The organism is Rhodanobacter sp. FW106-PBR-R2A-2-24 (genome assembly GCF_058789615.1).
The window spans coordinates 2750551-2776657 of the sequence record NZ_JBYTBV010000002.1; the positions used below are offsets into that span (position 1 = coordinate 2750551).

The window sequence follows — 26107 nt, forward strand, 5'->3', positions numbered from 1 at the left end:
GCATGTCCAAGCCCATCATTCATGCCACGCGTGCGATCGAGCACAGCCGCTTCCTGCATCTGGAACAGGTCGACCTGGAGTTCTCCAACGGCGAGCGCCGCACCTTCGAGCGCATGCGGCCCGGCGGGCTGGGCGCAGTCATCATCGTGCCGATGCGCGATGCGGAAACCGTGCTGCTGGTACGCGAGTACGGCGTGGGCCTGGAGCGCTACGAGCTGGGCCTGCCCAAGGGCCGGCTGGACGCTGGCGAGCACGCCTTGGACGGCGCCAATCGCGAGCTGAAGGAAGAGGTGGGTTTTGGCGCGCATCGGCTCACGGAACTGCACACGCTGTCGCTGTCGCCGTCCTACATGTCGCACCTGGCGCACGTGGTGCTGGCGCAGGAGCTCTATCCCGAACGCCTGCCCGGCGACGAGCCCGAACCGCTGGAAGTGGTGCCGTGGAAACTCGCCGAGCTGCACACCCTGGTGACGCGCAGCGACGTCACCGAGGGCCGCTCCATCGCCGCGCTGTTCATGGCGCGCGAATACCTCGCCGGCCGGTTGAAAATCGCATGAGCCACGCTCCGGATCATCCCGTGCTGCAGGCCGTCGGCACGCTGGCGCGCCGCGCCGGCGAAGCCATCATGGCGATCTACGACGGCGACTTCGCCATCGAGTGGAAGGCCGACGACTCCCCGCTCACCGCCGCCGACCTGGCCGCGCAGCAGGTGATCGCCGCCGGGCTGGCCGCGCTCGATCCCACCCTGCCGATGGTGTCCGAGGAGGCCAGCCAGCGGCCGTGGCAGGAGCGCTGCAGCTGGCCGCGGCACTGGCTGATCGATCCGCTGGACGGCACCCGCGAATTCATCAAGCGCAACGGCGAGTTCACCGTCAACATTGCGCTTGTCGAAAACCACCAGAGCGTGCTCGGCGTGGTGCTGGCGCCGACCAGTGGCGAGCTGTTTGCCGCCGCGCGCGGCCTCGGTGCATGGCGACAGCGGGCCGAGAACGGCGATTGGGAACGCATCACCACCCGTACGCTGGCGTCGCCGGTCATCGTCGCCGGCAGCCGCTCGCACGGTGGTTCGCAGGAGGACACCCTGCGCCAGCTGGTGGGCGAGGGCTACGCGCTGCGGCCGCTGGGTTCCTCGCTGAAGTTCTGCCTGCTGGCGCGCGGTGGCGCGGACGTCTATCTGCGCCGCGGCCCCACCAGCGAGTGGGATACCGCCGCCGCGCAATGCGTGCTGGAGGAAGCCGGCGGCGCCGTGCTGGATCTGGCCGGCGCGCCGCTGCGCTACGACCGCGGCGAATCCCTGCTCAACCCCGAATTCATCGCGGTGGGCGACGCCAGCCTGGACTGGCCGGCGAAGCTGCGCGCCGCCGGCCTGCCGTGAGCCATCCAGACGCCACCGCCGCGCAGGAGCAGCTTGGGGAACTGCTGGCGATCATGGCGCGTCTGCGCGACCCCGCGCGCGGCTGCCCGTGGGACGTGGCGCAGGATTTCGCCAGCATCGCGTCCTACACCATCGAGGAAGCCTACGAGGTGGTCGACGCCATCGACCGCGGCGACCATGAGGACCTGCGCGAGGAATTGGGCGACCTGCTGCTGCAGGTGGTGTTCCACGCACAGATGGCGTCCGAGCGCGGCCTGTTCGGTTTCGCCGACGTGGCGCAGGCGATCAACGCCAAGCTGATCCGTCGCCATCCGCACGTGTTCGGCGACGTGAGCTACGCCGATCTCGACGCGCAGAAACAGGCCTGGGAGGAACTCAAGACCGCCGAACGCGCCACCAAGGGCGTGGCGCCCGATGCCAGCGCGCTGGCCGGCGTCTCGCATGGCCTGCCCGAGTGGAAGCGCGCGGTGAAGCTGCAGCAGCGCGCCGCCACGGTGGGCTTCGTCTGGCCCGATCATCGGCCGCTGCTGGACAAGCTGGCCGAGGAAATGGATGAGGTGCGCGTCGAGTTCGAGGCCGGCGCCGATCCCGCGCGGCTGCAGGACGAGATCGGCGACGTGTTGTTCGTGGCGACCAACCTGGCTCGCCATGCCGGGGTGGATGTCTCGCGCGCGCTGCGCCACGCCAATGCCAAGTTCGAGCGGCGCTTCCGCCGCATGGAAGCACTCGCCGCCGAAGCGGGTGGTGCCTTGTCCGATCACGACCTCGCCGCGCAGGAAGCCTTGTGGCAGCGCGCCAAGCGGGACGACGCGACAGGGTGAGGCCGCGTCGCCCGCCGGCTCATTGTGCGGCGGGTGTGGCTGCCGTCGGTGCGGCGGCTGCGGATTTGGCGTGATGCGCCTGCCAGGCCGCACGCATCTGCTCGCGCTCGGCGCGCAGTTTCGCCTCATTGGCGAGGTTCTCGTCCAGGCCTTTCTTCAGCGTGGCGATGGCCTGATCCACGTCGGCCGGCTGTGCCTGCAGGCGGGCGAGGTGGTGGTAGGCATAGTCGCGCACGCGCGGATCCTGCGACTTGGCCAGCACGTTCTGGTAGACCGCGACCATTTCCTTGCTGTGGCCGTTCTGCCGGTACAGGTGTTCCAGGCTGTGCAGGTCGCCGATCACGCCGACGTCGTGGTCGTGGTGCATGTCGCGCATGTCGCGCATGTCGCGCATGCCGCGCATGTCGTGCATGCGGGCCAGCGACGGCATGCCATCGTGGCGCCAGGCCGGCGCGGCGGCATGGGCGGGGCTGGCGGTGGGCTGGGCGGGAGTGGCCGGGGCGGCTGTCTGCGCCATCGCCACCGGGCCGGCGGCAAGCAGGGTGACGAGCGCGGTGAGGATCAGGTTGCGGTGTTGCATGGGGTGGCTCCATGGGAGGTGGCGCTCATGCAAACGCCCGCTTTCGTCGCCGGTTGACCGCGTCTGCACAAGGGTCTTGCAACCGTTTGGCGATACGCGGCATCCAACTACCGTACCGCCAACCCGAGGAGTTGCCACATGCGTCGTCTTGTCCCGCTCATCCTGCTGTGCCTGCCGTTGTCCGCCCTGGCCGGCAACTGCCGCTATACAGCACCGCGGCATCTGCAGCTCGACTTGGCCGGCGTGCGCGGCGTGCAGGTCGAGGTGAACAGCCACGACCTGCACGTCACCGGCGTGCCCGGTGCGAAGCAATTGCTGCTCGATGGCCGTGCCTGCGCCTCGGACGAGGCCATGCTGCCCCATCTGGTGGTCAGGCAGCACCGCGAAGGCGACCAGCTCATCGTCGAGCTGGGCGATGGCGGCGGGGTGTTCACCCTGCACCTGTTCGGCAGCAGCCATGCCAGCCTGGAGGCGAACGTGCAGTTGCCGCCGGAGCTGCCGCTGACCGTGCGCGTGGGCTCGGGCGATGCCCATGTGACCGGCGTGCGCGAGCTGACCGGCACGGTGGGTTCCGGCGACCTGTACGCCAGCCATGTCGCCGGTCGCTTCAGCGCCAGCGTGGGTTCGGGCGATGTCGATGCGCAGGACGTCGGCGCCCTGCAGGTCGGTGCGGTCGGTTCGGGCGACCTGAAGGCACGCGACATCCGCGGCGATGCGAAGGTGGGCAGCATCGGCTCGGGCGACGTCACCCTGCGCAACGTGGCGGGCAGCGTGCGGGTGGATACGCTGGGCTCGGGCGATCTCGGCGTGCACGACGTGGCTGGCGACCTGGCGCTGGGCGCGAAGGGCAGCGGCGACGTCAACCACAGCGGCGTGCGCGGCAAGGTCAGCGTGCCGCGCGAGGACGATTGACCCGGCACCGGTCGATCACGATTTTCGTGGGAGCCCGCGTGCGGGCGACGCCCTTTCCAGCATGGGGCCGCAAGGCAGAAACCGCCCGCCGGCAGGCTCCTACAGGCTGGTGTACCGCCACGCCAGGTACGCCAGTGGCGCGCACACCAGCAGGAATGGTATCGACACGCGATGGAACAGCCGCAGGCCATGCGGCTGATCCGCCAGCCGCAGCGCGATCAGGTTCGCCAGCGATCCGATCGCCAGCCCCGAGCCACCCACGTTCACCGCGACCGCCAGCGCGATGGCGTCGGGCGCGCGGTCCAGCAGCAGTACCGTGGCCGGCACGTTGCTGATGAGCTGCGAGGCCGCGATGCCGCCGATGAACAGGGCGCGGGGATCATCCAGCGCGAGTTGATCCAGTCCGTGTTGCACCAGCGGCAATGCGGCGAAGTGGCCGAGGCCGAGGAAGATCGCCGCGAACGTGGCCAGCAGCAGCCAGTCGATGCGCCCCAGCACGTGCCGCGCCGCAAGCGCATAGGCCACGGCCAGCGCCAGCGCGCCCGGCAAGGCCTGGCCGTATTCCATCGCCAGCACCATGGCCGCCAGCGCGAGCAGCGAGCCGACGGCCAACGGCAGGGTTATCGGATGGCCGTCCACCTGCGCGGGATGGAACTGCGCGCGGCCTTTCGGCAGCCATGCCAGCGTGAGCGCGGCGACCAGGGCGAACATCACGGCCGCCACGGGCAGCATCGCCAGCACGAAGTGCGGGAACGGCAACTGCGAGTGCTGCCACAAGAGCAGGTTCTGCGGGTTGCCGATGGGGCTGAGCGTGCTGCCCGCATTCACCGCCAACGCCTCCAGCACCGCCATGCGCGCCACCGGCAGGTTGGAGATGGCGCCGATGGCCAGCGTCAGCGGCACGATCAGGAACAGGCTCACGTCGTTGGTCAGCACCGTGGCGAGCAGGGCGGCGCTGGTCACCAGCAGCAGGCCCAGTGCGCGCAGGCTGTGCACGCGCGCGGCCAGCACGCTCGCCGCGTGTTGCACCAGCCCGCTGTCGCGGACGCCCTGGATCGCCAGCATCAGGCCCAGCAAGCCGGCCAGCGTGGGGAGCTGCAACCAGCGGCGGTAGTCCGCCAGCGGGTGCGGGTCGAGCAACGCCAGTGCGAAGGCGAGCGCGGCGAACAGCAGCAACAGCCATTCGGATCGCAGCCTGGTGCGCCAGCCGGTGGCGACGGCGGCTGGGATCACTCGCGATCCTGTCTGCCGTTCCCGCGGCGGCTGGCGCCGAGCGCGATGCCGATGGCGACGCCCACGCCGATGCCCAGCGCCAGGTTGTGTATCGCGACGCCGATGGCCGAGCCGATGGCTACGCCGAGGGCAATGCCGACGCCAATGTTGCGCTGGCGTCCGGAACCGGGTTTGCCGGGTGGGGTCTGGTCGGCCATGGGTGTTTCCTTGGTGGGTGGAGAACGCACTCTACAGGCTCGATCCGTCCGCGACAGCGGCATTGCCGCCGGGCATCACCACCCGCCCAGGCCTTCCAGTTCGTACAGCTTCTTCCAGCTTGGGCGTGCGCGGACCAGATCAGCCAGCTGCTTCAGCGCCGGCCATTCGGTGGCGGGGCGCGGCATGTTGCGCGACCAGCGCATCAGCATGGTGAGCAGCAGGTCGGCGCCGGAGAAGGCCGTGCCGAGCAGGTAGGGGCCGCACTGTGCGAGCTGGGCGTCGAGCAGCTTCCATACCGCCTCGATCTTCTTTTGCAGGGCCGCACGCACCTCCGGCGTATGTTCCGCCATGCCCAGGTCGGCGGGATAGAACCAGCAGCGGTAGGTGGACATCAGCGTGTTGCTGAGATAGACCACCCACTGCTGCCAGGCTTCGCGCTCCGGCGTACTCGGCGGCGGGATCAGCTTCGCCTCGGGATGGCGCTCGGCCAGCATCGTCAGCAGCGCGGCCGATTCGTGGCGCGGCCGGCCGTCGATCACCAGCGTGGGCACCACGCCGCGCGGGTTGAGCCTGAGGTACGCGTCGCTGTGCTGCGTGTCGTGCTCGAAATCGACCAGCCGCAGTTCGTAGGGCGCGCCGATTTCCAGCAGGGCCAGGTGCACCACCATGCTGGCGGTGCCGGGGGCGTAGTGGAGCGTGTACATGGGATCTCCGCGTGGTGATGCGAACCCGCGGATGGTGACGGTTGCCTCATCCTTCCCGCAACAGCCGCATCGGCGAGGTGCGCGTCACCTTGCGTGTGCCCACCAGGCCCAGCAGCATCACCACGAGCGCACAACCCAGCGCGCCCAGCGCCAGCGGCCATGCCGGCGGCGCGAAGTCATCGATGCGGAACACCGCGCGTCCCAGCCACAGGCCCGCGCCGGCGGAGCCCAGCGCGGCGGTGAGTCCGGCGATCAGGCCGAGCAGGGCGAACTCGCAGGCGGCGGCCACGCGCAACTGGCTGCGGCGTGAGCCCAGCGTACGCAGCAGGGCGGCTTCGTGGCGACGTTCGGCGGCGCTGGCGGCCAGCGAGGCGGCCAGCACCAGTGCGCCGGCGAGCAGGCTGAAGCCAAGGATCCAGCGCACCGCGCCGCCGACGCGGTCGACGATCTGGCGGATGCGCGTCAGCAGGTCGTCCACGTCGACGAGGCTCAGGTTGGAATAGTCGTGCGACAGCTGCGCCATCGCCTGCGCGTGGCCGGGCGGCAGGTGGAAGCTGGCCAGCCAGGTGTGCGGCAGCGCGCCGGCGTGCGCGGGGTCGAGCAGCAGGAAGAAGTTGACCCGGAACGAGCTCCAGTCCACGTTGCGGAAGCTGGTGATCTTCGCGTCGACGCGGCTTTCGCCCACGTCGAAACGCATCGTGTCGCCCAGCTTCAGCGCGAACATGTCGCGCCACATCCGATCCACCGATACCTCGGCCTGCGCCGGTTGCGCCGCGAACCAATGGCCGGCGATCACCCGGTTCGCGCCCGGCAGCGCAGCGGCCCAGGACAGGCGCAGCTGGCGATCCGCCCAGTCCTTCGCGCGCGGGTCGGCGAAGTGCAGGCTGTCCATCGGCTTGCCGTCGATGGCGACGAGCTTGCCCACCGCCAGCGGCATCATGTTGAGCTGGTCGGCGCCGATGCCTGCCAGCGCCTGCGTGAAGCCGGCACGCTGGTCGTCCTGCAGGTTCAGCGCGAACCAGTTCGGCGTGTCGACGGGCAGCTCCTGGCGCCAGCCGTCGAGCAGGGCGGGCGCCACCACCGACAACAGCAGCAGCGCGGTAAGGCCGAGCGCGAGCGCGGTGGCCTGCACCACGCTCAAGCCCCGGCGCCGGGCGAGGGCGGCGAGTCCCAGCCGCAACGCGGGATGCGCGCCCGGCGCCACGCGCCGCGCCAGCCATAGCAGCAGCGCCGCGAGCAGCGCGGCCACCAGCGCCACGCCGGCGAGACTGGCAGCGAGGATGCCGGCGAGTTTCAGCGAGCCGCTCTGGCTCCAGATCAACGCCAGCACCACCAGCGCAGGCAGCAGATACAACACGTCGAAGCGGCGCACCCGGCGCGCCATGCTCTCGCGGAACACCGCGACCGGTGGTACGTCGGCCAAGCGCAGCAGCGGCGGCAGTGCAAAGCCGGCCAGCACCGCCAGGCCCATCGCCGCAGCACCCAGCGCGGGCCACAGTGGCAGCTCGGTGGGCATGCCGCCGAACAGCGTGCGTGCGAACTGCCAGGCCAGCTGCGCCGCGCCCAGCGTGAGCAGCACGCCGGCGAGCGCCACCGGCAGCGCCAGCGCGGCGAGCGTGGCGAGCAAGAGGCCCAGCACGCGTCGGCGCGGCGTGCCCAGCGCGCGCAGCAGGGCTACCTCGGGCGTCTTGCGTCGTGCATAGCGCTGCGCGGACAGTGCGATCGCCACGCCGGCGAGCAGCGCGGCCAGCAAAGCGGTGAGATGCAGGAAGGCGCCAGCGCGGTCGAAGGCGGTACGCATGCGTTCCTGCGTCTGCTCCGGCGTGATCAGTTCCGCGCCCTGCGGCAGGGTCTGGCGCTGTGCCCAGGCGCGCCAGCGTTGCACGGCCTCGGGCGTGCCGGCCAGCAGCAGTCGGTGATGCGCGCGGCTGCCGTTGCCGAGCAGGCCCGCTTGCTCCGCGTCGGGCAGGCTCATCAGCGCGCGCGGCGCCAGCGACACCAGCGCGCCGCCGTCGGGTTGCTGCACCAGTTCGGCGGCGATGCGCAGCGGCTTGCCGCCCAGTTGCAGCGTATCGCCCACCTTGAGCGCGAGCGCCACCAGCGCGCGGTGGTCAAGATAGACCGTGCCGACGGCCGGGCCATGGCCGTTGCGCTGGTGGTCGTGCACATCCGCCAACACCAGCTTGCCGCGCAGCGGATACGCACCGTCGGTGGCTTCGACGTCGAGCAACTGGCTGTGCCCATGGGCGAAGGCCACGCTGGGAAAGCCGGCGGCGTGGCTGATGGCGAGGCCATCGCGACGCGCCACGTCGGCAAACGCATCCGGTACGGCCTGCGGCGCCGAGATGCCGATGTCGCCGCCGATCAACTCCGCCGCGCTGGCGAGGATGCCGCGCTCCACCCGCGCGGCCAGCGTGGCCACCACGCCCAGCGCCAACACGGCCAACAGCAGCGAGCCGGCCAGCGTGCGCAGCTCGGGTAGCCGCCATTCACGGCGCAGATTGCGCAGGGCCAGGCGCAGCAGCTTCATGGCTGCGCCCCGGTGGACGTGGGCGCGGTGTCCTGCGCGTGGAGGCGCGATGTTCTGCTTCCCGTATCTGTTAGTGCGACCCGATGTGCTCCCTCTCCCCCGGCCGCTCTCCCGCAAGCGGGCGAGGGGAACAAGCGTAAAAAGCGGGTAAGGGGAGAAATGGGTGCGCTCATGCGCCCACCACCGCCGCGTGTGCCACCACGCGTCCTTCCTCCAACTCGATGCGCCGTTGGCAACGTGCCGCCAGCTGCGCGTCGTGGGTGACCAGCACCAGGGTGGTGCGATGGTCGTGGTTCAGCGCGAACAGCAGTTCGGCGATGTGGTGGCCGGTGCGCTGGTCAAGGTTGCCGGTGGGCTCGTCGGCGAACAGCAGGCGCGGGCCGTGCACGAAGGCGCGGGCGATCGCCACGCGCTGCTGCTCACCACCGGAAAGCTGCGCCGGGTAGTGCCGGCGCCGCGCCGACAGGCCTACCGCATCCAGCGCATCGCGGGCCTTCGTGCGCGCCTGCGCATCGCCTTCCAGTTCCAGCGGCAGCATCACGTTTTCCTCGGCGCTGAGCGCGGGCAGCAGGTGGAAGGACTGGAACACGAAGCCGACGAGGCGGCGGCGCAGGTCGGCGCGCGCTTCCTCATCCAGGGTCTCCAGCGCATGGCCGGCCAGGCGGATGCCGCCGCGGCTTGGCGTGTCCAGCCCGGCGAGCAGGCCGAGCAGGGTGGTCTTGCCCGAGCCCGAGGCGCCAACGATGGCGAAGCTCTCGCCCGCGGCCACGGCGAGACTCACGCCGTCGAGGATCGCGAGCCGGCCCTCGGGGCCGTCCACCGACTTGCTAACATCCGTGGCTTCGAGGATGGCTTGAGGCGTGCCGCTCATGCGTCGTTTCCTGTGGGTGCTGTGCTTGCTGTTGGTGACGGGTGCCGCGATGGCGCAGACGACCACGCGTAGCGTGCTGGTGCTGGGCGATTCGCTTTCCGCCGCGCACAACATCGCCGTGGATCAAGGTTGGGTGCATTTGCTGGAGATCCGCCTTGGCAAGATGGTGCCACCGTGGCGCGTGGTCAATGCCAGCATCAGTGGCGAGACCTCGCTGTCCGGGCGCAACCGCTTGCCGGCGCTGCTGGCCACTTACCGGCCGCGCGTGGTGGTGATCGAGCTGGGCGCGAACGATGGCCTGCAAGGCCTGCCGCTGAACCAGCTGGGCGACAACCTCACCGCGATGGTCAGCGCGGCCCAGGCCACGCATGCGCAAGTGCTGCTGCTGGGCATCGAATTGCCGGTGAACTACGGCCCGCAATACCGCGACGGCCTGCGCGCGGTATACGCCGGCCTGGCCAGGCGCAAGCACGTGGCCCTGCTGCCCTTCCTGCTGGAGGGCGTGGCGCTCCAGCCGGCCCTGATGCAGCCGGATGGCCTGCATCCGACTGCTGCCGGTGAGCCGCAGGTGCTTGAAAATGTATGGGAAAAGCTGCGTCCGTTGGTGCGATAACGTATTTTCACGCGAATATCACATCGCACCCGTTTGACTCGCCTTCACAAACGTGAAACCACACAGGGGGATGTCATGAGCGGACGCGACGAGCAGGCCGGCCTGATTCTGCTGGTGGAAGACAATCGCCAGATCGCCGAGACGGTGGGGGAGTTTCTGGAAGGGCGCGGCTATTCGGTGGATTACGCCGCCGATGGTTCCAGTGGTCTGCACCTGGCGATATCAGGCAGCTACGACGTGATCGTGCTGGATCTGATGCTGCCGGGCCTGGATGGCCTGGAGGTGTGCCGCAAGCTGCGCCGCGAGGCGAAGAAGGCCACGCCGGTGCTGATGCTCACCGCGCGCGACACGCTGGAAGACAAGCTGATCGGCCTGGAAGCCGGTGCCGACGACTACCTGGTCAAGCCATTCGAGGTGCGTGAGCTGGAGGCGCGCTTGCGCGCGCTGATTCGTCGCGATCGCCGCCAGGTTTCCGCCGAGGTGCTCAACGTGGGCGATATGGTGCTCGATACCGCCACGCTGCGGCTCACGCGCGCGGGGCAGGAGCTCACCGTTTCGCCGATCGGCCTGAAGCTGCTGGCGATCCTGATGCGCGAGTCGCCGCGAGTGGTTTCCCGGCGCGACATCGAGCGCGAGATCTGGGGCGACATGCTGCCCGATTCGGACACCTTGCGCTCACACCTGTACAACCTGCGTCGGGTGATCGACAAACCCTTCGCGCGTCCCCTGCTACATACCATCCATTCGGCTGGCTACCGGCTCGCGGATCTCGATGCGGAAGTGGCTGGCGTCGCCCAGATGGCGTGACAAGCAGGTAATCAGTCCGTAGATGAAAGCAGAAGCAGGGCGGGACGCGGCGCTCGTCCGCAGGAGCGCATTTGGCCGGCGTGTCGCCGGGTGGTTCGTCCTGCAGCTGGCGGTGGCGACCACGGGTTGCGTCGTGGTGGCGCGGGATCAGGCTTGGCTGTTGCCGGTGCTGGCGGCGCTGGCGGTGGGCTGTGCACTGGCCTGGGTCGGCCTGCGGCGGGCGTGGCAGCCGGTGAGCGCGCTGGCGCGGCTGGTCGGCGACTGGCGCGGCGATGCGCCGAGCCTGCGCGCGCTGCAGGATCACGCGCAGCGCGAGCCGGCTGGCGACGATCTCGCCGTGCTGGCCGGCGGCGTGCATGGTCTGGCCCGGCGGGTGGCCGACTACGGCGAGCGCGAGCGCAACTTCACCCGCGATGCCAGCCACGAACTGCGCACGCCGCTCACCGTGATCCGCGTGGCAGTGGACATGCTTGCCGATGACGCTGGCCTGGGCGAATCCGGCCAGCGCTCGGTGCGGCGCATCCACCGCGCCACGCGCGAGCTGGAGGCGCTGGTGGAGGTGCTGCTGATCCTCGCGCGCGAATCCGACCTCGGCTGCACCGTCGAGCGCTTCGTGGTGAACGAGGTGCTGCGACGCGAGCTGGAAACGGCACGCGAGCTGATGGCTGAGCAGCCGCTGGATCTGCAACTGGACGAGTCGGCGAGCTTCGCCCTGCAGGGTTCGGTGCGCGCGTTCTCGGTGCTGTGCTGGCAGCTGATCCGCGATGCTTGCCAGCATGCCGAAGATGGCCGGGTGCGGATCGTGGTGCAGCCCGCCGCGATCACGGTGAGCCATGTGCCGCGCCATGTCACCGCGCAGGACACGCGGCACAGCTTCGAACTGGCCATCGCCCAGCGCATCAGCGACCGCTTCGCCTGGCAGTTCGAGTTGCAGGGTGGGCCGGGGCAGCCAGGCTGTGCGTGCGTGCGCTTCCCGGCGGCCCTGCCCGTGGTGGAGTGAGCGTCAGCGTGCCAGCGCGGCGCCCACGGCGAAGGCGCAGCCCGTCTTGGCCTTCACCTCGTCCAGCGTCACGCCGGGGTTGAGCTCGATCAGGGTGAGGCCCTTGCCCTTGGCCACCTCGAACACGGCCAGGTCGGTGATGATGAGATCCACGCACTCCCGGCCGGTGATGGGCAGGTCGCACTGATTCTTGATCTTGGACGAGCCGTCCTTTGCGCAGTGCTCCATCAGCACCACCACGCGGCGCACGCCGCTGACCAGATCCATTGCGCCGCCGGGGCCCTTCACCATCTTGCCCGGCACCATCCAGTTGGCGAGGTCGCCGGTGGCGGAGACTTCCATGCCGCCGAGGATCGCCAGGTCGATGTGGCCGCCGCGTATCATCGCGAACGATTCGGCGCTGGAGAAGAACGCCGAGCCGGGCAGGGTGGTCACGGTCTGCTTGCCGGCGTTGATGAGGTCGGGATCGATCTGCGCCTCGGTGGGGAACGGACCGATGCCGAGCAGGCCGTTCTCCGACTGTAGCACCACGTCCATGCCGGCGGGGATGAAGTTCGCCACCAGGGTGGGGATGCCGATGCCGAGGTTCACGTAGTAGCCGTCGCGCAGCTCCTTCGCGGCGCGCTGCGCCAGTGCGGTGCGCAAGGGGCTTTCCTTGCCGGTGTTGGCGCCGGCGATGGTGCGGAACTCGATGCGCTTCTCGTACGTCGCGCCCTGGATGATGCGGTCGACGTAGATGCCCGGCACGTGGATGTTGTTCGGGTCGAGCGTGCCGACTTCCACCAGTTCCTCGACTTCGGCCACGCAGACCTTGCCGCAGGTGGCGATCATCGGGTTGAAGTTGCGCGCGGTTTCGCGGAACACCAGGTTGCCGAGGCGGTCGCCCTTCCACGCCTTGACGATGGCGACGTCGGCGCGGATCGCTTCCTCCAGCACGTACTCCTTGTCGTCGAACAGCTTGGTTTCCTTGCCTTCGGCCAGCTGGGTGCCGAACGCGGTGCGCGTGTAGAAGCCCGGGATGCCGGCGCCACCGGCGCGCAGCTTCTCGGCCAGGGTGCCCTGCGGGGTGAGGTGCAGCTCCAGCTCGCCGGCCAGCACCTGGCGCTCGAACTCCTTGTTCTCGCCCACGTAGGAGGCATACACGCGCTTCACCTGATGGGTCTTGAGCAATGGGCCCATGCCGAAATCGTCCACGCCAGCGTTGTTGCCGACGATGGTCAGCCCCTTGGTGCCGGCCTCCAGCAGCGCGCCGATCAGGTTTTCGGGAATGCCGCACAGGCCGAAGCCGCCAGCCGCGATCGTCATGCCGTCGAACAGCAGCCCGTCGAGAGCCTTGCCAGCGCTAGCGCAAACCTTGTCCATTGCCGTGCCTTCATGCGTGGGAATCAGACGCCAAGGATACGACGGATACCCACCTGCCTGCCTCAGTGCCGTGGTCGCAAAAGCTTGCTCTCCCTCCCCCGTGCGCGGGGAATGCCGGCGTGGGATAGCGCTTGACTCGATCAATTACGCATGTAAACATCGATTCACTTACACGTGTAAACGGTGGTGCCATGGCAATCAGTGAAGCCGAGGCGGTGGTGATGGAGGTGCTGTGGTACGCATCGCCGCGCAGTGCAGAGGAGATCCTCGCCGAGGTCGGTCCGGCGCAGGACTGGCAGGAAGGCACGGTGAAGTCCTTGCTCAACCGCCTCCTGAAGAAGAAGGCGGTGAAAGCGGAAAAGGATGGTCGCCGTTACCTCTACACGCCGCTGCTCTCCCGCGAGAAATACGTCTCGCAGGAGAGCAAGGGCCTGCTCGACCGCCTGTTCGACGGCCGCGTGGCGCCGCTGGTGGCGCATTTCTCCGAGCAGCGCAAGCTCAGCAAGAAGGACATTGCCGAACTGCGCAAGCTGCTGAAGGAGCTCGACGATGAATAATCCTCAGATGCCGGGCCTTGAAGCGCTGGCGGCGGCCTGGACCGCGCGCGGCTGGCTGGCGCTGCTGGCCTTCACCGCGGCGGTGCTGTTCGTCGCCGCACTGCGCAAGCCGTGCCGGCGCGGGTTCGGCGCCGAACGCGCGTTCCAGTTGTGGCTGCTGCCGCCGCTGGCGCTGCTGGCCAGCCAGTTGCCGCACGCTGTCGTGGCGACCACGCCGTTGCCGCCCTTGGTCTACACGATCACCTCGGCGATGGGCACGGCAGCACCGCGCGCAAGCGCCGCAGGCGGATTCGACGGTCGCGTCGGCGCCCTGTTGCTGTGGCTGGCCGGTGCCGCCGTCGTGCTCGCGCTGGCCGTTCTGGCGCAACGCCGCTATCGACAACGACTGCGTGACGCCGCACCGCTCATGCATATGCCGTCGCGTCGGCCGGTGCTGCGCGCCGCGAGCAGCGACATCGGCCCGGCCCTGGTCGGCGCGTGGCGCAGCCGCATCGTGCTGCCGGCGGATTTCGCCGAACGCTATGACGCCGTCGAGCAAGCCTTGATCCTTGCCCACGAAGACGCGCATGCGCGGCGCGGCGACGGTTGGTGGTGCCTGCTCGCGCAACTGTTCGTCGCACTGCTGTGGTGCCACCCGCTGGCCTGGTGGGCACTGGCCGCCCTGCGCCACGACCAGGAACTGGCCTGCGACGCGGCGGTGTTGCGCAGGCACGGCACGCAACGGCGCAGCTACGCCAACGCCATGTTGAAAACCCAGTCGGCGGCATTCGCGCTGCCGGTGGGTTGCACGTGGTCCCCGCGGCATCCACTTACGGAGCGTATTGCCATGTTGAAGCTGCATCAGCCGGGAAAGTTGCGTCGCGCGTGTGGTTCGTTTGTAGTCTTGAACGCGGCGTTGGCGCTTGCCGGCAGCGTCTATGCGACGACGTCGCCGGTGTCGCCGGGGAGAGTCGGTTCGGCGACAACCGAGCAGGGCTATACCTTGAAGGTGACCTTTGGTGTGAGCCACCAGCCGCCACGCCTGCAGGCCACCGTGTGCCTGAAGCCCGGCCAGTTCTACGATCTGACGGAGACGAATCTTGGCAAGATGCCGCCGTGGAAGGGTCGATTCACCGTGGTTCCTGCCGAACATGGGCAATTGGAAATCCGGGGCAGCATGAGTGGTGGCCCGCTGAGTGAACCGAGCAGTCCTTGGGTGCGCACGAGGCCAGGGGAGATGGGTGTCATCCAGTTTGGCAGCGAACACGTCGACAAGCAGGGCAAGACCGTCGAGGACGATACGCTCAGGATCGAACTGACGCCCAGCATCGGTTGCTGAGCTGCTCCCGTCATGCGGCGAGCTACTGCAGCGTCACCGGCTGATCCGGGTCGGACGATGACGCGGCGGGCCAGTCGAAGCTGGTTTCGTCGCGGCCGGCCAGGCTGACGCGATTGCGCCCTTCGTGCTTGGAGCGGTAGAGCGCGGCGTCGGCGTGGATCAGCAGCTTGCCCAGCTCGTAGCCGTGCACCGAGGTGTGCGCGATGCCGAAGCTGGCGGAAATCGGGATGCTCACCGTTGCGGCATCGGCCGCCTGCGCCGCCAAGGCGGTGCGGATCTGCTCGATGCGCAGGCGGCTCTGGGCGAGGCTGCAGTCGGGCAGCAGGATGCCGAACTCCTCGCCGCCGAGCCGGCCGAACAGATCGTGGGTGCGCAGATGGGATTGGCAGGTCTGCACGGCGATCTGCAGCACGCGGTCGCCCATGGCGTGGCCGTGCTGGTCGTTGATCGGCTTGAAGTGATCCATGTCCAGGATGGCCACGCAGAGGTCGCGGTTCGCGCGCTGGCCCTGCAGGAGCTGGCTGGTGGCCAGGGCCACGAACTGCTGGCGGTTGAAGGCGCCGGTGAGGCCGTCGCGGTGCGCCATGCGCTTGAAGCGCAATTGCGAGCGCCAGAGGCGGAGCGCCAGCAGGGCGATCGCCGCGGCGGCCAGTGCCAGCAGGGCGATATAGAGCCGGCTTATTTCCAGCGTCTGACGATCCAGCGTGCGTTGCAGTCGCAGAATCTGGTTTTGCTTGCTGAGCGCCGCGATCTTCTGCTGCCGTTCCTGCATCTGCAGTTTGGTGACCTCGTAGGCCACCGCGCGCGCGCTGCTGTCGCCGCGATAAGCCTTGTCGATCGCCATGTACTGTTCGTGGTAGCCGAGGGCGGCTTGCCAGTTCTGGCCTGCTTTGGCGACCTCGAAGAGTGTGCGGTAGGCCTGTGCCTGCGTCGCACTGGACTCACCCTTGGCGGAATGATCAATGGCCGCAAGGGCAAAGCGGCTGGCCTGGGTGGCGTCGCCATTGGCCAGGTAGGCCTGGGCGAGCAGGTTTTCGAACTGGGCGATGACCCGGTTGTAACGGGTGCCGAGAGCCTCGGCGTAGTGTCGGCGCAACAGGGCAATGGCGGCATCGGGTTGGTGGTCGGCCAGGAGCGAGCTGGCGAGGAAAGTACGGATGCCGTTCGCGTAGATGCGGTCGCCGAGGTGCTCGCAAGCATCGAGGCCTTGCTGGATGCGCCGGTCGGGCTGGTGCGCGTTGTTGTCGCTGTAGATCGCGTAGGCCAGGAAGAACCCCCCTTTGCACTGGCCGTCGTCGCTGGTGTCGGCCAGCAGCAGTTGGTTCGCGTAGTTCACGGCCAGATCGTGTTGCCCGGCCTGGATGTAGAGCTGCACGATGGTGACGAGCCCTGGCACGCGTTCCTGTTGCCGATTCACCTTGGGCAAGTCGGCCACCAGGGTGGCGAGCCGCGCAAAGGCTTCCTTGTAGCGGGAGTCGAGTCCGAGGATGTTGATGATGTTGGCATTGGCGCGGAAGCGGAGATTAGGGTCGCTGGCGCCGGTGACGATCGCATCCATGCGGGCGATCGCTGCGGCGTTGTCTCCGTTAAAGACCAACTGCCACGCCTGCAGGTAATCGAGGTACTGGCGCTGATCCTTGGACAGCTTGCCGCTGCCGGTGGACAGTTGGGCGAGGATCGACAGGAAGCGGGCATGGTCGGAGGTTTTGACGCGGTCAGCCTGGTCGAGCAACTGGTCGACACCAGGTGGTGGCGTATCGCCGGCAGCGTGCGCCTGGCCGACGTGCAGGCATGCCAGCAGCAGGAGGCAGCACGCAAGCAACTGGCGCGCGGACAACAGCCGGTGCGCGACGTCTTGCCACCACAGTCGGCGGTTGAACGCGACGGGACGCGACGGCGTTTGCGCCGGGCGGAACCTCGCGCTAGGGGCGGGTGGTGCCGTGCTGTCGCCGATCCTGGATATGGCGGGATGTCCTGGCATGGATGGACGCCGCTTACCGGATGCGGGCCCAGCGGGATGCGGCTGGCGTCGATGGCGCGTCGGGGTCGTCCTGATCCTCGTCGTCATCCTCCTCGCCGGGGGCAACCATGCAATAGAGCTCCTGGCAGCCGAGCAGGGCGCCGAGCTGATTCCGGTCGCCAGCCAGGATCGCGTCCCGGATGCCAACATCGAGCCTGGCGTCGCGCAGCCGATCTTCGAGCGTCTCTGGTGTGGCGTAACGCAGGCTGGCATCGCGTCCGACACTTTCAAGGAAACCGATGACGTCCGACATGGGGTGGCCTTGCTGGGAAAATCGAGTCGGGTCGGGGCGCCGCGGCCACATTGCCCTTCGCATCGAACAGGTGCGCACGGACAGCGGGCCGGTGTCTTGCGGCACGGCGGCGACGGGTTGCAGGCCAAGGCGCCCGCTGAGCCGCACGGCGGCCCGGGACAGCCCCGAGAATCGCACCCGAACCTCATCTACCGGGGAGTGGGTGAATATTCCGTCCACGAGCGCCGTCAGCGCCTCCCCGGCATAGCCGCAGGCGCGAAAGGGCCGAAGCAACATCACGCCGGCCTCGATGCTCGCGGTGCGCTCGTCGAAGCTTGCCGTGGCACAAATCCCGAGGCGATGCCGCGTCGACTTCTCCTCGATGATGAGGATTTTGTCATCCAGGGTGGGCCGCGCCTGTCGCTGCACGGCCCGCCTGAAATGGGCGGTGGCCTGCGCCTAGGTCAGGGGGCGGCCGATGTAGCGCATGGTGTCGGGGTGGGTATAAAGATCGAGGTAGAGCTGGTGGTCGGCCGCGCAGAGCGGGCGCAGGCGCAGGCGCGTCGTTTCCAGGGACGCCAAGGTCGGCGCGGGCGCGCACACGGGCAGCGGGTCGTGGCTGTCGCGAGTCTCCTGCCGAGTCCGGATGCGGGGGGCGGGCTCCGGGCTGCGGGTTGCAGGCCGCGACCCGGCGCTGCCGACGCGGATGCCGACCCGGTTGTCGCGTTTGCCGCTGCTGTCCGCCATACCACCCCCGTGGGCGCGGCGCCCCGGCGACCAGCCGGCTCCGTGCCCGGCCATGCTACGACAGCGCGGCGCGTGGTGCATCACGGCGTTTGGCGGTGGGCGCGGCGGGCGGGCGATTTTTTCACAGGCGGCTCAATCCTCGCTGTCGGGTCGCTCGCGTACCGGGTGCTTGCTCAGCTTGCGTTGCAGGGTACGGCGGTGCATGCCGAGCCGGCGCGCGGTTTCGGAGATGTTGCCGTTGCATTCGGTGAGCACGCGCTGGATGTGTTCCCACTCCAGCCGGCGCAGCGCCAGCGGTGCTTCGGGGGCGTCGGGCAGGTCGTCGTCGTCGGTGTCGCCGCCGTTGTCGCCGTCGAGCAGGGCGCGCACCACGGCGTCGGCGTCCACCGGCTTGGCAAGGTAGTCGTGCGCGCCGCGCTTGATCGCTTCCACCGCGGTGGCGATGGAGGCGTAGCCGGTGAGCAGCAGCACGCGCATCTCCGGCACCAGGGTGTGCAGCTCGGGGATCAGGCGCAGGCCGTTTTCCTCGCCGAGTTTGAGATCGAGCACGCAGTAGCGCGGCTGGTGGCGGCGCGCCAGCTGGCGTGCGTCGCCGAGGTTGGTGGCGGTGTAGACCTCGAAACCGCGCGACACCAGCGCGCGACCGAGTACGCGCACGAAGGTGGCGTCGTCGTCCACCAGCAGGAGAGGGTGGGCGGGGGCGGGTTGAACTGATTCGGTCATGGGGGAATCCGGAGGAGGGCCGGCACCCATTTTGCCGCATGTGGCGCGCCTGGCGCTCAGCGCGGCGAGATGGCGCTCAGCGGCAGGCGCAGGCAGACCACCGCGCCGTCTTCGGTATTGCGCGTGGTCACCTCGCCGCCCAGTCGCTCGGCGGTGGCCACGGTAAGGGTGAGGCCCAGCCCGAGGCCGGTCTGCTTTTGCGATTTGCCCAACCGTGCGTCGCTGCTGGCGGCGGTGAAGCCGGGGCCGCGGTCGATCACCAGGAATTGAAGATGCCCGCCTTCGCGCCCGACCTGCAGCAGCACCTCGCGCGCATCGCATTGGGCGGAGGCGTCGGCGGCGTTGTTGAGCAGGGGCGGTACGGCGGCGGGGGCGACGGCAGCGCCGTGATGCCGGCGCCGGCAGGCAGTACGGCGCCGCCGTGAGGACGCCTGTGGGATGCCCCCGTGCTACGGGAGCTTGCGCAGCTGCGCCGGGGTGAGCGCGCCGCTGATGCCGCGCCGGCCGCCGTCGGCGCGGATCACCAGCACGCGCGGCGTCTCGCCGCCCCAGTTCGGGTCGAGCAGGAAGTTGGTGCGTTCGGGCGAGGCCTCGGCGTAGGCGCGAGCGGGATAGACGTCCATCTTCATGCTGTGCAGGCGCGCCTCGATCGCCGTGCGCAATGCGATGCTGTCGGTGGTCACCGTGACCAGTTCGATGCCGTGCGGGTTGGCACGCTGCAGCTTGGCGAGCGCCTCGAGATTCGGCTCGCAGTAGGCGCAGTCGAGCGACCACAGCGCGATGATGCGCATGCCGTGCGCCGGCGGTTGCAGCAGGGCGGGCACGTCGGCGCCGGCCAGCGGCTGCAGCGTGCCGGCACAGGCCAGCGCCGGCAACCACAGGGCGAAAGCGAGCAGCAGGCGCTTCATCGTGTTACCTCGACCAGGCGGAAGCCGGCGGCGGTGTTCCAGGCCACGAACGCACGGCCCTGTTTCAGCAGCAGCTGCGGCGAGCCCACCGCACCGCTGCTATGGGAGATGTCGCGGGGCGCGTCGAAGTGCACGCCACCGTCGCTCGAGCGCCGCAGCATCAGCGCGTAGCCGCCGGCGTTCACCTGGTTCCACACCACCCATACGGTGCGGCCGTCCACCGCCACGTCGGCGTGGCTGGCGCCAGCGCCGGCGATGGTCAGCGCATGTTGCGGCGGGTGGCCTGGGTCGAGCTGGCCGTAATGGATGGCCGGGCCCTGTTTGGCCTCGTACCACACCGCATGGCGAATCCCGTCGCTGCCGATCGCCAGGCCGGGGCCGTGGTGCGGGCAGCCGGCGATCTGCCAGTCGCTGAAGGTGGCGCGGGCGACCGGGCTGGTCTGGCCGTCCGTATGCAGCACGGCGTAGGCGTGGTCGCGGATGTTGGCGCCGTAGATGGCGCGGAAGAAGGCGGCGACCTCACCATCGGGCGTGCGCGCCAGTGCGATGCGGCAGCACTCGCAGCTCTGGTCGATGAGCTTGCGTTCAGGCAAGAAGCTCTTGCCGCCGTCGTCCGACCAGCTGTAGTAGATCGCCGCGCCCAGGTACGGCTTGCCGGCAGCGATCAGGTCGCGCTTGTCGATCCAGGCGATCACGATGCGGCCCTTGCCGTCCACCGCCAGCGCGTCAAAGCGGTGGGTGATCTCGGCGCGGTCGTGGTGCACGGTCAGCGGTTCGCTGAAGTGCTCGCCGCGGTCGGTCGAGCGGGCGAAACGCACGAAGCCGGTCCATGGCGCGACGCGTGGCTGCGACCAGCTCACGTAGATTTCGTCATGCGGCCCGAACGCGATTTTTGGACGGTTCTCGCCCTCGGCATAGATGCGCTCGGCGGTGGCGTTCACCTCGACCGGCGCACTCAGCGTGCGGCCGTCGTCGTCGGAGTGGCGCAGCCGCACGTGGCCGTCGGCCGCATCCATCACGTACAGCCGGCCATGGCTGTCGAACGCGGCGCTGGCGCCCAGCTCCGGGCCTTTCGGCATCTCCATGCGCATGCCGTCGTGGGCGAATGCGGCAAGTGGCAGCAGGCAGAGCAGGGTGATCAATAGACGACGCACAAGTTTTCCTCGAGAGCCGGTTTCTGGCTCCTCCCCCTGCTTGCAGGGGGAGGTTGGGAGGGGGTGGCTTTTGACTTTGCAATCAAGAGCGACCCCACCCCAACCCTCCCCTGCGAGCAGGGGAGGGAGTAGTGCACGCAGGGTCTGGCAGCTTTTCACAACTCCCAGCGCAACTCGCCGAACCAGGTGCGACCGGCGTAGGGATGGTAGACCCAGTAGTGTTCGTTGGTGAGGTTGTCCACGCCGAGCGCGGCGCTCCAGTCCGACGCGAACTTCCAGCGCAGCTTCGCGTCGGCCACGGTGAAGCGGCTGACCGCGCCGTAGGTGTCCAGGGGGTCGCTGTTGTCCAGCGTGCCGTACTGGCGGCCGGAATGGCGGATGCCGAGCGAGGCGTCCCATTGCGGCGCGAAGCGGTAATCGGCGAATACGCTGGCGCGGACTCTCGGGATGCGCGGGAAAGACTTGCCGTTGGCCAGCGGGTACTGGCGGTCGGCCAGCGTCTTGGCGTCGTTGAAGGCAAGGCTGGCCGAAAGATCGAGGCCGTTGATCCATGCGTCAGTGAGGCTGATTTCGCCCTCGACGCCACGGCTGCGCATGCGGTCGATGTTCTGCACGCTGGTGACGGTGGGGGTGACGGTGATGTCGGTCTGCGAGTACAGCGAATCGGCGATGCGGTCCTGGTACAGCGAGACGCGCCAGTGGCCATGCTCGAGGTGGCGGGTCAGGGTGAGGTCGGTGGACTGGTCGATCTCGGGCTTGAGGTCGGGATTGTTGTTGACGATCGCGTTGGCCGACAGGCTGCCCTGGAACAGCTCGGTCACGGTGGGGTAGCGCACCGCCTTGCCGTAGGCCAGGCGCAGTTCCCAGCCGTCGGTGATGTCCCAGTTCAACGCGGCCTTGGGCGAGAAGTCGGTGCGCCGGCGATCGGCGTAGCGCAGCGTGCTCGTCGCGTTCGCGCGCAGGCCGCCGTAGGCGCGCCACTGCTCCAGCCGGCCGCCGAGAGTCAGGGCCCAGGCGTCGGCGAAACTCCATACGTCCTGCAGGTACAGCGCGCGGGTCTGCGTGCGACCAGCGAACGCGCTGACCCGCGCGCCGTCGGCGTCGCCGCGCCAGTCGCTGGCGTTGCGCACGCGGCTGTCCAGTACGTAGCGGTCGCCATGTGCACCGACGTACAGCAAGTGGCGCTCGCCGAGCGGGCCGGAGCTGCGCAGGTCGAAGGTGTCCCAGCCGGAGCCGGCCCGGTCGGCGATGGTGCCGGGGCCGCCGCTGGGCGCGCCCGGTTCGGCCCGGTTGGCCGTGGCCGCCTGCGAGCGCAGGAAGTCGTAGTGACTGGCCACTGCGGTCCAGCGCCAGCCGTTGTCGAGACGCCCATTGAACTCGGCGCCGTACAGCAGGTGGGTGTCATTGGACGAGGAAGGCGCCAGCCCGCTGGCCGGCAGCGTCCAGGTCTGGCCGGCGGCGCTGATCACGCCGCCGGCGACCGGGTTGCCGGCAGCGTCGCGGATCAGGCTGCGGGTGCGGTCCTCGGCGCGGTTGTGCCACCAGCCGACGGTGAACAGCGCGGCGACGCGCTCGGTGAGGTCGACGCCGACTTTCAGCTTGCCCTGGTCCTGCACGGTGTGCTCGATGCTGTTGGCGCCGTAGACCAGTCGCGGCGAGCCATTCGGGTTGCGGTCCAGCACGGCGCCGCTGACCGGCACTGCGGCAGCCGGGTTGCCGCCGGCCTTCGCGGTGGCGTACTGCATCGGCTGGCCGTGGTTGTCGAGCCGGCTGAGTTCCAGCAACCAGCTGAAGCGCCCCTGTTTGTCGCCCAGCGTGGCGGCGGCCTGGTGGCCGTTGTAATGGCCGCCGGCGCCGTAGGCGTCGCGGTATTCCTGGCTGAAGAACTGGGTGCTTGCGGTGGCGGTGAACTGCTGCGGCAGCACGGTGTGGATCAAGACCGTGGTGCCCAGTGAGTTGCCCGGATATAGCGCGGAGTAGGGGCCGTACAGGATGTCCACCGCGCCGATTTCCGCGGGCGCGACCATGCCCCAGCGCGGCGCGCCGTCCCAGCCGTTGGTCATCAGGTTGGAGAGCAGCAGGCCGTCGGCATAGACCAGGCTGCGCGCGCTCTGCAGGGTGCCGGCGTTGCGGCCGCTGATCACCGCGTTGGGGTCGCCGATGTAGCGCTTGCGCACCTGCATGTTCGGCGCGTACTTCAGCGCGTCGGCGCTTTCGGTGACGTTCTGCTGCTGCAATTTCTGCCGCCGGATGCGCACCTGCACGCTGGGCGTTTCCATCACCATGGTGTCGCTGGCATGCACCGAGACCGGGGCGAGCGTGGTGGTGGGAGCGGGAACATCGGCGGCCGGCAGCGGGCTGGCAGACACGGCGAGTGCCACTGCACAAAGGCCGAGGGGGAGGGCGTTCAAGGCGATACTCTGGATGGGGATCTAGGGTTGCAAGAATAGGTCGCTGCCATGCCCGCGGCAGATGGCGCGTTGTCGCAGCGGTGGTTTGGTGGCGGGATGCGCGCAGAAGCGCGCCTGGCGCTCAGCGCGGCGAGATGGCGCTCAGCGGCAGGCGCAGGCAGACCACCGCGCCGTCTTCGGTATTGCGCGTGGTCACCTCGCCGCCTAGTCGCTCGGCGGTGGCCACGGTAAGGGTGAGGCCCAGCCCGAGGCCGGTCTGCTTTTGCGATTTGCCCAGCCGTGCGTCGCTGCTGGCGGCGGTGAAGCCGGGGCCGCGGTCGATCACCAGGAATTGCAGATGCCCGCCTTCGCGCCCGACCTGCAGCAGCACTTCGCGCGCATCGCATTGGGCGGAGGCGTCGGCGGCGTTGTTGAGCAGGTTGAGCAGGGCGTGGCGCAGGCCCGGCGGCGCGCGCAGGGGCAAGCCGGCCACGCCCTCGTCGAGTTGCACTTCCAGCTCGGCCTCGGGGCGCAGCAACTGGAAGCGTTCGGTGCAGTTGTGCACGAACTGCGCCACGCTGAGCCGCTCGGGCTCTTGTGAAAGCTGGGCCTGGCCGAAGGCCACCATCTCGCGCAGGATGTCGCGGCAGCGGTCCACCTGGCCTTCGAGCAGGGCGAGGTCTTCGGCCAGCACCTCGTCGTTGGCGTGCTCGCGGCGCAGTTCGGGCAGCAGGGTGCGCATGGTGGAGAGCGGTGTGTTCAGCTCGTGCGCCGCGCCGGCGGCCTGGGTGGCGATGGCGAGGATGCCCTCGTCGCGCAGCGCGCGCTCATGCACGCGCTGGGTGGCCATCTGCTGCATGTGCAGCGCGCGGGCCAGGCGGTTGATGAAAAAAGCCAGCAGCAGGGCGGTGATGACGAAGTTCACGCCCATGCCGGCCACGTGCAGGGCAAAGCCGTTGTCGTGCGCGCCCGGCGGCACCGGCAGTGGCACGTAGTGGCCCAGCAGCAGCAGGTAGGCGGTGCCGACGATGGCGGCTACCGCGACGGTGGCGCGGATCGACAGCGCGGCGGCGCACAGCGCGATGGGCACCAGCAGCAGGGTGACGAAGGGATTGCTGGCGCCGCCGGTGAAATACAGCAGCACGCCCAGCACCAGGGTATCCACCCCAACGTGGGCGAGTGTCTCCCATTCGCCCACCGCCCAGGGCCGGCGCAGCCGCCACGCGGCCAGCACCGCGAACACGGCGAGCAGGCAGATCGAGGCCAGCAGCGGCAACAGCGGGATCGGCAGGTGCAGCACGAAGGCGCACACCAGCACCGCCACGCTCTGGCCGCCGATTGCGCACAGCCGCAGCCACGCCAGCGTGCGCGCCAGCGCGAAGGGGCCGAGGCGGTTTTTCAGGTGGCGATGCGGCATGCGCTGAAGCGGCCCGCCGCGGCGAAACGGCGGGCCGGGAGGGTCACGGCGTCTCGAATTCCTCGCTGCGCACGGCCGGCAGCGGGTCGTGGTTCGTCGCCACGTCGGAGTGGCTGGCCGAGAGCTTGTTCATCAGCGGCAGCATGGCCAGCGCGATGGCGGTGCAGATCACGCCGGCGAAGCCGAGCTTGTCGAACAGGTCGATGTAGATGGGCAGCGACACCACCGGATCGACCACGTCCTTGGGCACGTGCGCGAAGTTCGCCACCACGCTGCCCAGGTATTGCGAGATGCCGGAAGCCACGAAGTAGGCGCCCATCATGAAACCGCCCATGCGCGCCGGCACGTAGCGGGCGATCATCGCCAGGCCCAGGCCGCTTACCAGCAGCTCGCCCAGCGAGTACAGGCCGTAGCCCCACACCATCGTCCACGAAGACACCTGGCCAGCCACCGCGTAGCGTGCACCGATGCCGTACATGAAGTAGCCGGCGGCCACGGCGGCGAAGCCCCAGGCGAACTTGGCGGCTACCGACGGATCCTTGCCCAGCCGGCCCAGGCCGTTGTAGATCCACACCAGCACCGGGCTGAGCAGCACGATCCAGATGGCGTTGAGATCCTGGTACTGCTCGGGAATCCAGGTGAACACGTGCCAGCCGAACAGGTTCATGCTGAGGTCGACGTTCTTCTGCGCGAACAGGTTCAGCGAGGTGGACATCTGCTGGTAGAAGATGAAGAAGAAGATCGTCTGCACCACCAGCACCAGCGCGGCGATCAGCCCGGCGCGCTCGTCGCGGTGGCTGTTGGAGATCAGGTAGCCGAAGATGAAGAGCAACACCACGCCGGCGGCATACACGCAGATGCGCGCCACCGTCTCGTTGTTGAGGATGTAGGCGGAGACGAACACCAGCGCGATGGCGCCGCCGAACACGCCGGCAAGGCGGTCGAGCTTCACCGGCGCGTCGTCGGCGGGCGAGCCGATGTGGCGCAGCGTGCGGCTCATCAGTGCGTAGTTGGCCAGGCCCAGTACGAGGCCGATGGCGCACACGCCGAAAGCGGTGTGCCAGCCCCAGTCGTCGCCATAACGCGCGCCCACGTAGTCGCGAATCCACGGCGTCAGCAGCATCGAGATGGTCGAGCCGATGTTCACCGCCATGTAGTAGATGGTGAAGGCGCTATCGATCTTGGTGTCGTCGCCCTCGTAGATCTTGCGCACCAGGTTGCCGGCGTTGGGCTTGAACAGGCCGTTGCCGACGATGATGACGCCCAGCGCGAAGTACAGGAAGTTGGCGTTTTCGGTGGGGATCCACAGGAGGGCATAGCCCAGCATCAGCACGATGGCGCCGATGCGCATGGTGCGGCGGGTGCCGATCAGCTTGTCGCCCACCCAGCCGCCGATCGCCGGCGTCACGTAGATCAGCGCCGCCGCCGCACCCCACACCAGGTTCGCCTTGGTATCGACGAAGCCCAGCTTCTTCATCATGTAGGTGACCATCAGCACCTGCATGCCGTAGAAGCCGAAGCGCTCCCACATCTCGATCAGGAAGACGGTGCTGAACGACCGGGTTTGCGAAACAGGTGGATTCTGGATGGCCATGCATCGGTTCCGTACATTGGGAATACAACGGCCACGCGGAC

At 68.8% G+C, this 26107-nt stretch carries 25 protein-coding genes and 1 pseudogene; 9 read left to right on the forward strand and 17 right to left on the reverse strand.

Annotation, left to right across the window (positions count from 1 at the left end; all coding sequences use genetic code 11):
* Nucleotides 1-2: 2 nt before the first annotated feature.
* Genes nudE through mazG form a run of 3 tightly spaced genes read left to right on the forward strand, consistent with a single transcriptional unit; the run spans nucleotide 3 to nucleotide 2196 of the window.
* Nucleotides 3-557, forward strand: coding sequence for an ADP compounds hydrolase NudE (gene nudE, locus AC3WQA_RS13665; protein ID WP_492675594.1), 555 nt, complete (start codon nucleotides 3-5; stop codon nucleotides 555-557).
* Nucleotides 554-1375: a 3'(2'),5'-bisphosphate nucleotidase CysQ gene (gene cysQ / locus AC3WQA_RS13670; protein WP_492675595.1), complete on the forward strand. Its 822-nt coding sequence runs from the start codon at nucleotides 554-556 to the stop codon at nucleotides 1373-1375. Before nudE ends, cysQ begins: the two co-directional genes overlap by 4 nt.
* Nucleotides 1372-2196 carry a nucleoside triphosphate pyrophosphohydrolase gene (gene mazG, locus AC3WQA_RS13675; protein ID WP_492675596.1) on the forward strand — a complete coding sequence of 275 codons (825 nt, stop codon included), beginning with the start codon at nucleotides 1372-1374 and terminating at the stop codon, nucleotides 2194-2196. Before cysQ ends, mazG begins: the two co-directional genes overlap by 4 nt.
* Before the next feature lie 19 nt (nucleotides 2197-2215).
* Here the strand turns inward: mazG and AC3WQA_RS13680 are convergent, their stop codons facing one another.
* Entirely contained in the window at nucleotides 2216-2776 is a 561-nt protein-coding gene (locus AC3WQA_RS13680; RefSeq protein WP_492675597.1) for a hypothetical protein, read from the reverse strand.
* A 138-nt stretch (nucleotides 2777-2914) separates the two neighbouring features.
* On the opposite strand from AC3WQA_RS13680, the gene AC3WQA_RS13685 reads away from it, so the two are divergent.
* Nucleotides 2915-3688 (forward strand): DUF4097 family beta strand repeat-containing protein, encoded by a 774-nt coding sequence (locus AC3WQA_RS13685; RefSeq protein WP_492675598.1) that lies wholly within the window; start codon nucleotides 2915-2917, stop codon nucleotides 3686-3688.
* Between the two features lie 99 nt (nucleotides 3689-3787).
* On the opposite strand, the gene AC3WQA_RS13690 is transcribed toward AC3WQA_RS13685, so the two are convergent.
* The 5 genes from AC3WQA_RS13690 to AC3WQA_RS13710 form a co-directional block, all read right to left on the reverse strand.
* Complete coding sequence (locus AC3WQA_RS13690; protein ID WP_492675599.1) at nucleotides 3788-4921, reverse strand: SLC13 family permease; 1134 nt, start codon at nucleotides 4919-4921, stop codon at nucleotides 3788-3790.
* The gene (locus tag AC3WQA_RS13695) at nucleotides 4918-5118 is read right to left on the reverse strand and encodes a glycine zipper domain-containing protein (protein ID WP_492675600.1); all 201 of its coding nucleotides are present in this window, start codon (nucleotides 5116-5118) and stop codon (nucleotides 4918-4920) included. The genes AC3WQA_RS13690 and AC3WQA_RS13695 overlap by 4 nt, the downstream gene beginning before the upstream one ends.
* A 75-nt stretch (nucleotides 5119-5193) precedes the next feature.
* A complete protein-coding gene (locus tag AC3WQA_RS13700) occupies nucleotides 5194-5823 on the reverse strand; it encodes a glutathione S-transferase family protein (protein WP_492675601.1) in 630 nt (209 codons plus the stop codon).
* A 46-nt stretch (nucleotides 5824-5869) separates the two neighbouring features.
* Nucleotides 5870-8353 carry an ABC transporter permease gene (locus tag AC3WQA_RS13705; protein ID WP_492675602.1) on the reverse strand — a complete coding sequence of 828 codons (2484 nt, stop codon included), beginning with the start codon at nucleotides 8351-8353 and terminating at the stop codon, nucleotides 5870-5872.
* 169 nt (nucleotides 8354-8522) lie between these two features.
* A complete protein-coding gene (locus AC3WQA_RS13710) occupies nucleotides 8523-9224 on the reverse strand; it encodes an ABC transporter ATP-binding protein (protein ID WP_492675603.1) in 702 nt (233 codons plus the stop codon).
* Between AC3WQA_RS13710 and AC3WQA_RS13715 the strand changes: the two genes are divergently transcribed.
* The 3 genes from AC3WQA_RS13715 to AC3WQA_RS13725 all read left to right on the forward strand — a co-directional run bounded on the left by AC3WQA_RS13715 (nucleotide 9223) and on the right by AC3WQA_RS13725 (nucleotide 11644).
* On the forward strand, nucleotides 9223-9837 hold the full coding sequence (locus AC3WQA_RS13715) for an arylesterase (RefSeq protein WP_492675604.1): 615 nt from the start codon (nucleotides 9223-9225) through the stop codon (nucleotides 9835-9837). The two genes, AC3WQA_RS13710 and AC3WQA_RS13715, sit on opposite strands and share 2 nt — an antisense overlap.
* 75 nt (nucleotides 9838-9912) lie before the next feature.
* Entirely contained in the window at nucleotides 9913-10644 is a 732-nt protein-coding gene (locus AC3WQA_RS13720) for a response regulator transcription factor (protein ID WP_492675605.1), read from the forward strand.
* Nucleotides 10645-10666: 22 nt separating this feature from the next.
* Nucleotides 10667-11644: a sensor histidine kinase gene (locus AC3WQA_RS13725; RefSeq protein ID WP_492675606.1), complete on the forward strand. Its 978-nt coding sequence runs from the start codon at nucleotides 10667-10669 to the stop codon at nucleotides 11642-11644.
* Between the two features lie 3 nt (nucleotides 11645-11647).
* Here AC3WQA_RS13725 and AC3WQA_RS13730 read toward each other — a convergent pair whose 3' ends face one another.
* Entirely contained in the window at nucleotides 11648-13006 is a 1359-nt protein-coding gene (locus tag AC3WQA_RS13730) for a 3-oxoacid CoA-transferase subunit B (protein WP_492675607.1), read from the reverse strand.
* Nucleotides 13007-13197: 191 nt separating this feature from the next.
* Between AC3WQA_RS13730 and AC3WQA_RS13735 the strand changes: the two genes are divergently transcribed.
* Together AC3WQA_RS13735 and AC3WQA_RS13740 are read left to right on the forward strand one after the other, a co-directional pair.
* On the forward strand, nucleotides 13198-13563 hold the full coding sequence (locus tag AC3WQA_RS13735; RefSeq protein ID WP_492675608.1) for a BlaI/MecI/CopY family transcriptional regulator: 366 nt from the start codon (nucleotides 13198-13200) through the stop codon (nucleotides 13561-13563).
* 7 nt (nucleotides 13564-13570) lie between these two features.
* Nucleotides 13571-14881 (forward strand): M56 family metallopeptidase, encoded by a 1311-nt coding sequence (locus AC3WQA_RS13740; protein ID WP_492676364.1) that lies wholly within the window; start codon nucleotides 13571-13573, stop codon nucleotides 14879-14881.
* Nucleotides 14882-14903: 22 nt separating this feature from the next.
* On the opposite strand, the gene AC3WQA_RS13745 is transcribed toward AC3WQA_RS13740, so the two are convergent.
* From AC3WQA_RS13745 to AC3WQA_RS13790, 10 genes and pseudogenes are all read right to left on the reverse strand, one after another.
* Nucleotides 14904-16718 (reverse strand): sensor domain-containing diguanylate cyclase, encoded by a 1815-nt coding sequence (locus AC3WQA_RS13745; protein ID WP_492675609.1) that lies wholly within the window; start codon nucleotides 16716-16718, stop codon nucleotides 14904-14906.
* A gap of 157 nt (nucleotides 16719-16875) precedes the next feature.
* A pseudogene (locus AC3WQA_RS13750) lies at nucleotides 16876-17571 on the reverse strand (GNAT family N-acetyltransferase); the annotation flags it as partial.
* 21 nt (nucleotides 17572-17592) lie between these two features.
* Nucleotides 17593-17715: a GNAT family N-acetyltransferase gene (locus AC3WQA_RS13755; protein ID WP_492675610.1), complete on the reverse strand. Its 123-nt coding sequence runs from the start codon at nucleotides 17713-17715 to the stop codon at nucleotides 17593-17595.
* 297 nt (nucleotides 17716-18012) lie between these two features.
* Nucleotides 18013-18603, reverse strand: a complete 591-nt coding sequence (locus tag AC3WQA_RS13760; protein ID WP_492675611.1) for a response regulator transcription factor — start codon at nucleotides 18601-18603, stop codon at nucleotides 18013-18015.
* A gap of 56 nt (nucleotides 18604-18659) precedes the next feature.
* Complete coding sequence (locus AC3WQA_RS13765) at nucleotides 18660-19043, reverse strand: ATP-binding protein (RefSeq protein WP_492676365.1); 384 nt, start codon at nucleotides 19041-19043, stop codon at nucleotides 18660-18662.
* Between the two features lie 9 nt (nucleotides 19044-19052).
* On the reverse strand, nucleotides 19053-19511 hold the full coding sequence (locus AC3WQA_RS13770) for a hypothetical protein (protein WP_492675612.1): 459 nt from the start codon (nucleotides 19509-19511) through the stop codon (nucleotides 19053-19055).
* Nucleotides 19508-20665 carry a sialidase family protein gene (locus AC3WQA_RS13775; RefSeq protein WP_492675613.1) on the reverse strand — a complete coding sequence of 386 codons (1158 nt, stop codon included), beginning with the start codon at nucleotides 20663-20665 and terminating at the stop codon, nucleotides 19508-19510. The genes AC3WQA_RS13770 and AC3WQA_RS13775 overlap by 4 nt, the downstream gene beginning before the upstream one ends.
* 155 nt (nucleotides 20666-20820) lie before the next feature.
* Entirely contained in the window at nucleotides 20821-23076 is a 2256-nt protein-coding gene (locus AC3WQA_RS13780) for a TonB-dependent receptor (protein ID WP_492675614.1), read from the reverse strand.
* 121 nt (nucleotides 23077-23197) lie between these two features.
* Nucleotides 23198-24472, reverse strand: coding sequence for an ATP-binding protein (locus AC3WQA_RS13785; protein ID WP_492675615.1), 1275 nt, complete (start codon nucleotides 24470-24472; stop codon nucleotides 23198-23200).
* A gap of 43 nt (nucleotides 24473-24515) precedes the next feature.
* Complete coding sequence (locus AC3WQA_RS13790; protein ID WP_492675616.1) at nucleotides 24516-26066, reverse strand: peptide MFS transporter; 1551 nt, start codon at nucleotides 26064-26066, stop codon at nucleotides 24516-24518.
* Nucleotides 26067-26107: the final 41 nt, after the last annotated feature.

Bases quoted from the DNA above. Each gene is read 5' to 3' on its own strand.
- AC3WQA_RS13720 (WP_492675605.1), top strand. From the start codon at position 9,913: ATGAGCGGACGCGACGAGCAGGCCGGCCTGATTCTGCTGGTGGAAGAC.
- AC3WQA_RS13685 (WP_492675598.1), top strand. From the start codon at position 2,915: ATGCGTCGTCTTGTCCCGCTCATCCTGCTGTGCCTGCCGTTGTCCGCC.
- AC3WQA_RS13700 (WP_492675601.1), bottom strand. From the start codon at position 5,823: ATGTACACGCTCCACTACGCCCCCGGCACCGCCAGCATGGTGGTGCAC.
- AC3WQA_RS13705 (WP_492675602.1), bottom strand. From the start codon at position 8,353: ATGAAGCTGCTGCGCCTGGCCCTGCGCAATCTGCGCCGTGAATGGCGG.
- AC3WQA_RS13730 (WP_492675607.1), bottom strand. From the start codon at position 13,006: ATGGACAAGGTTTGCGCTAGCGCTGGCAAGGCTCTCGACGGGCTGCTG.
- AC3WQA_RS13725 (WP_492675606.1), top strand. From the start codon at position 10,667: ATGAAAGCAGAAGCAGGGCGGGACGCGGCGCTCGTCCGCAGGAGCGCA.
- cysQ (WP_492675595.1), top strand. From the start codon at position 554: ATGAGCCACGCTCCGGATCATCCCGTGCTGCAGGCCGTCGGCACGCTG.
- AC3WQA_RS13680 (WP_492675597.1), bottom strand. From the start codon at position 2,776: ATGCAACACCGCAACCTGATCCTCACCGCGCTCGTCACCCTGCTTGCC.
- AC3WQA_RS13790 (WP_492675616.1), bottom strand. From the start codon at position 26,066: ATGGCCATCCAGAATCCACCTGTTTCGCAAACCCGGTCGTTCAGCACC.
- AC3WQA_RS13735 (WP_492675608.1), top strand. From the start codon at position 13,198: ATGGCAATCAGTGAAGCCGAGGCGGTGGTGATGGAGGTGCTGTGGTAC.
- AC3WQA_RS13760 (WP_492675611.1), bottom strand. From the start codon at position 18,603: ATGACCGAATCAGTTCAACCCGCCCCCGCCCACCCTCTCCTGCTGGTG.
- AC3WQA_RS13710 (WP_492675603.1), bottom strand. From the start codon at position 9,224: ATGAGCGGCACGCCTCAAGCCATCCTCGAAGCCACGGATGTTAGCAAG.
- AC3WQA_RS13715 (WP_492675604.1), top strand. From the start codon at position 9,223: ATGCGTCGTTTCCTGTGGGTGCTGTGCTTGCTGTTGGTGACGGGTGCC.
- AC3WQA_RS13785 (WP_492675615.1), bottom strand. From the start codon at position 24,472: ATGCCGCATCGCCACCTGAAAAACCGCCTCGGCCCCTTCGCGCTGGCG.
- nudE (WP_492675594.1), top strand. From the start codon at position 3: ATGTCCAAGCCCATCATTCATGCCACGCGTGCGATCGAGCACAGCCGC.
- AC3WQA_RS13770 (WP_492675612.1), bottom strand. From the start codon at position 19,511: ATGAAGCGCCTGCTGCTCGCTTTCGCCCTGTGGTTGCCGGCGCTGGCC.
- AC3WQA_RS13695 (WP_492675600.1), bottom strand. From the start codon at position 5,118: ATGGCCGACCAGACCCCACCCGGCAAACCCGGTTCCGGACGCCAGCGC.
- AC3WQA_RS13740 (WP_492676364.1), top strand. From the start codon at position 13,571: ATGCCGGGCCTTGAAGCGCTGGCGGCGGCCTGGACCGCGCGCGGCTGG.